Genomic DNA, 6352 nt, shown 5'->3' with positions numbered 1-6352 from the left:
ACCCCGCCCCCCGCGGGCGCGGCGGACCCGGCGTCCGGGGTCGCGCAGGCGCCGATTCCCGCCCGCCGCCCGGCGGGTCTTGAAACGGCGGCGGCGCATTCCAACCCCGGCGAGGAGCGGCGCGCGCAGGACCAGGCGCCGCGCAGGTCCCGGACGGGTCCCGATGGGTCCGGCGGCGGGCAAACCGCGACCGCCGCCGCACCGGGCGGCACGCGGCAAACGCTGCTGCAGGCTTTCGGCGCCGAGGTCCGGGCCGCCGTCGCCCGCCGGAAGCGCTACCCGCGACCGGCCCTGCGTCGCGGGCGCGAAGGCGTCGTCCGCATCGTCGTGACCATCGACCGCAGGGGCGGTTTGCTGTCGGCGCGGCTGGCGCGATCATCGGGGCGCGCGGCGCTGGACCGCGCCGCGCTGGCCGCTGCCCGGGCCGTGGGCCGTTACCCCGCGCCGCCCGCCGGGCTGTCCGGTCGCCGGTTCAGCTTCGCGATTCCGATGCGCTTCGCCCTGCGCTGAGCGCGCCGCCTCAATAGGCCACGCTCAGCCCGACGAAACCGGTGACGCCGCGGGCGGTGTAGCCGTCGACCTCCTGATACGCGGCGTCGGCGAGGTTCTCGATCCGCGCGGTGATCCGCACGGTTTCGTTCAGCCGATAGGCGGCGGCGATGTCGATCACCGCGTAGTCATCGAGCCGCACCCGCGACGCGCCGAAGGCCGGGGCGGTGAAATCGGTGTCGTAATTGCCGATCACCACGCGCGCGGACGCGGTGACCTCGGCGTCGCCGCCCATGAAGGCGTAGCTCGCCGACACCCGGCCTTCATGGCGCGGGCGGCGCGCCTCGATGCCGCCGTCGGCGGTTGCGGCGTTGAGCCAGGTATAGGCGGCCGAGAGGCTGAGGCCGTCGGTCACCGCGACGCTGCCGGCGACCTCGACGCCCTGCCGGCGGCTGGTTCCGGCCAGGTTGACCGGCGTGGCGATGAAGGCCGGGGCCGGGAACAGGGTCTCGATCTCGTTCTTCAGGCGTTCCTGAAAATAGGTGACGTCGATCGTGGCGCGATCGTCCCAGAAGCTTTGCTCGACCCCCAGGTCCCAGCTGAAATTCGCCTCGGGCTCAAGATCGGGATTGCCGGCGAAAGCGGCGGGAATGAAGCCGAACTGTTCGAAGAAGGTCGGGTTGGTGACGCCCTTGCCGAAGCTGCCGTGAAACCGCGTGCCGGTGGCCTCAAGCAGATAGGACGCGCCGGCGCTGTAGGTGAAGGCGTCCTGGAAATCATCGTTCAGATCGTAGCGCAAGCCGATCTGCACGTCGAGATCGTCGAGGAACCTGCCCCGGTATTCCCCGGCGACGCCGAACAACGCGCGGGTCTGCCGCGCCAGTTGCGACGGGTTGAAGACCAGCGCCGGATCGACGTTCTCGAAGCGCTCGCGCTCCCATTCCACGGCGAGCGCGAGGCTGTGCCGCGCGGCGTCCAGCGTCGGCGCGTCAATGGCGACGCTGGCCTGATACGCCGCTTTCAGGCGGCTGGAGGCCACATCGGCGCTGGGCGCCGCGTTGGTGAGGTTTTTCGATCTCACATCGGTGTAGTTCAGCCGCGCGCCATGCCGGACGCGCCCGCCGAAGCTGTCGAGCCGCCCGTGCAGCGATGCGAAAACCTCGCGCTGGCGCAGCGAATTGTCGGCGTCGCTCACCAGCCCGGCCCGCTCGGCGGCGCCGAAATTGAACTGGTCGGACTCCGAATCGCGATCGACGAGCCGGAACGAGGCGCCCAGCGACAGATCGTCAAACGGCGTGACGCTGGCCCTGGCGTTCAGGGTCAGGTTGCGATCCGCGTCATCCTCGCCCCCGGGGCTGTCGCTGACGTCAAAGCCGCCGTCACGCCGATAGGCGCCCGACAGCGACAGGTCAAAGCGGTCATTGCCGCCGCGCAGATAGGCCGAGGCCAGCCCCGCGGCGCCGGATCCGCCCTCGGCCGCGCCGCCTGCAGCGAAGCCGCCGCGCGGGCCACGCCGGGTCACGATGGAAATCACGCCGGCGGCGGCGTTGGAGCCGTAAAGCGCCGATTGCGGGCCGCGCAGCACCTCGATGCGCTCGATATCGGCAGCGAGCAGCCCGGCGAAATCGTATTCTCCGGTCTGCGCGGCCGAGACCTCGACGCCGTCGATCAGCACCAGCACGTGGTTGCCCTCGGCGCCGCGCAGGCGGATCTGGGTCAGGCCGCCAGGCCCGCCCGACCGGTTGACCGCGACCCCGGGCAACGCGCGCAGGGCCTCGGCGGCGTCGCGGATCTGGCGGCGTTCGATGTCTTCGGCGGTCACCACGCTGCTGGCCCGGCCATAGGCGTCGGCGGCGATCGGCCTCTGCCCGCCCGACACCAGGATTTCGCCGAGCGCCAGCGGCTCCTCCGCCCTCGCAAGGACCGGAATCGCGGACAGGGCCGCGAATGCGCAGCAAAGTTTTCTCATGGTCATTCCCCTCCGGCGGGCGGGGGCCCGCCGCATCGGTTGCATCGCGCCGATGGAGAGAGAGAGACCCCGAGAGCCCGACCCCGCCAAAGGCCATTCAGACTCACCGCTGCGGAAGAAACCGCCCCGACGACGCGCCCCGCGTCACGGAAGGGTGATGGCCTTGGCAGGTCTCCTGGCTCGCGGGTCGGGGCCCTTGCCTCGCCTTCCCGACCTGCGCGGTCAGTGGCGTTTGGAAGCAGGGCTCGCCGCTTACAGTTGCGGGGGCAGCCACGGCATTGGCCCCGTCGGGGGCATCCGCACCGTGTTCCCTTTTCATCCATCCGCCCGTGGGCGGGTAGGAACCAAAGCTGGCGCCAGCTAAGCCAGCGGGTTCGCCGGCGTCAACAGGATTATGGGCCGGGGCGGCGACCCCGGCGCGTCAGACATGGCGCGTCAGACATGGCGCGTCAGAAATCCTTCCAGTTCTCGATCATCCAGTCGCGCATCAGGAATTTCTGCGGCTTGCCGGTGACCGTCATCGGCAGTTCGTCGGTGATGCGGATATGTCTGGGAATCTTGTAGTGGGCGATCTGGCCCTGACAGTGATCCCGCAGCGCCTGCGCGTCCGGCGCGGCGCCCGGCGCGGGCGTGACCCAGGCGCAGACCTCCTCGCCAAGCCGCTGATGCGGCACGCCGAAAACCTGAACATCGCCCACATCCGGATGGCGGCGCAGGAAATCCTCGATCTCGCGCGGGTAGATGTTTTCGCCGCCGCGGATGATCATGTCCTTCAGCCGCCCGACGATGGTGCAGAAACCTTCCGCGTCCAGCTCCGCCAGATCCCCGGTGCGCATCCAGCCGCCGCCATCGATCGCCTCGGCGGTCTTTTCCGGATCGTCCCAGTAGCCGTGCATCACCGAATAGCCGCGCGTGCACAGCTCGCCCGGCGATCCGATGGGGGCGATGGCGCCGGAGTCGTCGATGATCTTCACCTCCAGATGCGGGTGGATGCGCCCCACAGTGGCGCAGCGCTTTTCGATGGAATCGTCGACGAAGCTCTGGAAGGACACCGGCGAGGTTTCGGTCATGCCGTAGCAGATCGTCACCTCGGCCATGTTCATGCGCTCGATCACGCCGTGCATGGTCTCGATCGGGCACAGCGCGCCGGCCATGATCCCGGTGCGCAGGGAGGACAGGTCATGGCCGCCGGCCTCGGCGCGCTCCAGCATGGCGACGAACATGGTGGGCACGCCGTAAAGCGCTGTGCAGCGGGCTTTCTCCACCGCGTCAAGCGCCTCGTCGGGGTCGAAGGCCTCGCCCGGGAACACCATCGCCGCGCCCTTGGCGACGCAGCCCAGCACGCCCATGACCATGCCGAAGCAGTGATACAGCGGCACCGGAATGCACAGCCGGTCGTTTTCGCTGAAATCGATGCGGCCGGTGACGAAGCGGGCGTTGTTGACGATGTTGAAATGGGTGAGCGTCGCGCCCTTGGGCGCGCCGGTGGTGCCCGAAGTGAACTGGATGTTGATGGGGTCGTCCGGGCTCAGCGATCCGGTGATCGCGTCCAGCCGCAATTGCTGGGCCGGGCCGCCAAGCGCCTGCACCTCGCCAAAGGCGTGGATCCCGGGGCCGGGGTCGTCGCCCATGGCGATGACGATCTTCAGATGCGGCAGCCGGGCGCTGTTCAGCCGCCCCCTGGGCGCGTCGGCCAGTTCCGGCGCCAGGGTGCGGATCATCTTCAGATAATCCGAGGTCTTGAAGCGTTCCGCCAGCACCAGCGCCTTGCAGCCCACCTTGTTCAGCGCGTAGTCCAGTTCCGACAGCCGGTAGGCCGGATTGATGTTGACCAGGATGACGCCGATGCGGGCGGTGGCGAACTGGGTCAGCAGCCATTCCAGACGGTTCGGGGCCCAGATGCCGACCCGGTCGCCCTTGCCCAGCCCCAGCGCCAGGAACCCCGAGGCCAGCGCGTCGACCTCCCGGTCCAGATCGTAATAGCTCAGGGTCCGGCCCTCGCGCGGCAGCACGACCGCGTCCCGCGGCCCGTGGCGGGACACGGTTTCGCGCAGCAGCTGCGGGATGGTGATGTGGCGCAGTTCCTCGGTCTTGTCGCCGACCACGTAGGAGCGGTTTTCGCGCGGCGCCGCATCGGCATGGCCGTCGCGCCCCGCAGGCGCGGACGGCGCGCCGATCCCGCCTGCGAGGCTTTCGTTCAGAATGGACATCCGCCGTCTCCCTGAGCTTTGCGTCCTAGAAATCACGCCAGTCGCCGGATTGCTCGAACGCATGGGCGGCCTGGTAGATGATCATTTCGCCAAAATGCGGCGCCACGAGCGACATGCCAATGGGCAACCCCTCGGACAGCCCGCAGGGCGCGGACATCACCGGGAACCCGGTGGCGTTGAACGGCGCGGTGTTGCCGATCATCTCGAAGGCGCGCTGCACATAGAGGCTGGCCGAGCAGTCGGCGGGCGGGATCGGCTGCGGCTTCATGGGCACCGTCGGCATCAGCAGCAGATCCACCGAGCGAAAGATCGCCATATAGGCCGCGACCACCCGGCGCATCAGGTTCTGGGCCTTGCCGTAGAACCGCCCGCGATGGTTTTCCTGAAAGAATTCGCCCACGAACATCGACACCTTGAGCGAATGCGACAGCTCGTCCGCCCGGCTGCGCCATTGCGCCATGTGATCCATCATCGAGGGCACGAACAGCCCGCGATAATTGGTGCCGCCGGAATTGCCGCGCATCATGTGGTCCTGCAGGCCTTCAAGCGTGATCGCGGTCCAGCAATCGGTGGCGAAATCATGCTCGGGCGCCGACACCTCGGACACCTGCGCGCCAAGATCGCGGAACCTGTCGGCGGCGGCGCGCACCTTCCGGTCCACGTCGGCTTCGCTTTCGGGGCGATCGAAGCCCTGCTTCAGCACGCCGATGCGCAGCCCGCGCGCGCCGCGCCCCAGCGCCTCGACGTAGTGACAGGCGCGCGGCGCGTATTGGCGGGGGTCCAGCCCGTCCTCGCCCGCCAGCACCTCCAGAAACAGCGCGTTGTCGGCGACGTTGGCGGTGATCGGGCCCACATGGTCGATAGTCTGCTCCACCGGCATGATCCCCGAATAGGGCACCAGCCCGTGGGTCGCCTTCATGCCGTAGACCCCGCAATTGGAGGACGGGATGCGGATCGAGCCGCCCTGATCCCCGGCGATGGCCATGTCGGCCTCGCCGCTGGCCACCAGCGCCGCCGAGCCTGACGACGAGCCCCCGGCCATGAAGCCGCGCTTCCACGGGTTGTGCACCGGGCCCGAGGCGTTGGTGTGCGAACCGCCCGAAAGACAGAAATTCTCGCAATGCGACTTGCCGACGATGGTCCCGCCGGCGTCAAGGATGCGGGTGACGATGGTGGCGTCGATCTCTGGCGTGTAGCCCTCCATGATCGACGAGCCGTTCATCATCGGCACCCCGGCGACGCAGACCGTGTCCTTCACCACCACCGTCCGGCCGCGCAGCGGGCCATCCAGGGCGCCCTTGATCTCGGTCTTGTAATACCAGGCGTTGAGCGGGTTGTCCGAGGGCGTCGGGCGATGCCCGGGGGCGCGGGGGTAGCGGGTCTCGGGCAAGTTGTCGGGCGCGGCGTCAAGCCGGTCGTAGGACTGGAAGTTCGGTTCGATGATTTCGAGATATTCCAGCAGTTCGTCATCGCCGAGATTCATGCCGAAGCGTTCGGCCATGGCGCGCATCTGCGACAGGGTGGGGCGCTTGATGGTCATGTTGGTCACCGGTTGCTTGCGGGCGGGCATGGAGGACGGCGGGGCGGCGCCGGGCGCGGGCGTTGCGAAGACCGGCGCGGCGCGCGGGGGCGCGTTGGCGCGGGTGGCGCGCGCCGCCCCGAACCCGAGAAACCGATCCACTTT

At 68.9% G+C, this 6352-nt stretch carries 4 protein-coding genes and 1 riboswitch; of the genes, 1 reads left to right on the top strand and 3 read right to left on the bottom strand.

Features of this window, described 5'->3' with window-relative positions; translation table 11 throughout:
• The coding region (locus AC1HC7_RS15780; RefSeq protein ID WP_479499207.1) for a TonB family protein at positions 1–510 on the top strand (510 nt) is incomplete at its 5' end.
• A gap of 10 nt (positions 511–520) precedes the next feature.
• Here the strand turns inward: AC1HC7_RS15780 and AC1HC7_RS15775 are convergent.
• The 3 genes from AC1HC7_RS15775 to AC1HC7_RS15765 all read right to left on the bottom strand — a co-directional run.
• Positions 521–2464: a TonB-dependent receptor plug domain-containing protein gene (locus tag AC1HC7_RS15775; RefSeq protein ID WP_479495584.1), complete on the bottom strand. Its 1944-nt coding sequence runs from the start codon at positions 2462–2464 to the stop codon at positions 521–523.
• Positions 2465–2606: 142 nt separating this feature from the next.
• Positions 2607–2822: riboswitch (cobalamin riboswitch) on the bottom strand.
• 85 nt (positions 2823–2907) lie between these two features.
• Positions 2908–4668: an AMP-binding protein gene (locus AC1HC7_RS15770; RefSeq protein WP_479495585.1), complete on the bottom strand. Its 1761-nt coding sequence runs from the start codon at positions 4666–4668 to the stop codon at positions 2908–2910.
• A gap of 25 nt (positions 4669–4693) precedes the next feature.
• Positions 4694–6352: amidase (locus tag AC1HC7_RS15765; protein ID WP_479499206.1), on the bottom strand; the 1659-nt coding region annotated here is incomplete at its 5' end.

This window comes from Oceanicella sp. (assembly GCF_056449545.1).
The sequence above is the reverse complement of the archived record's forward strand: the minus strand, read 5'-3'. Positions and strand labels throughout refer to the sequence as shown.

Excerpts from the sequence above, each read along its gene's own strand:
- AC1HC7_RS15775 (WP_479495584.1), bottom strand. The coding sequence starts at position 2,464 with ATGACCATGAGAAAACTTTGCTGCGCATTCGCGGCCCTGTCCGCGATT.
- AC1HC7_RS15770 (WP_479495585.1), bottom strand. The coding sequence starts at position 4,668 with ATGTCCATTCTGAACGAAAGCCTCGCAGGCGGGATCGGCGCGCCGTCC.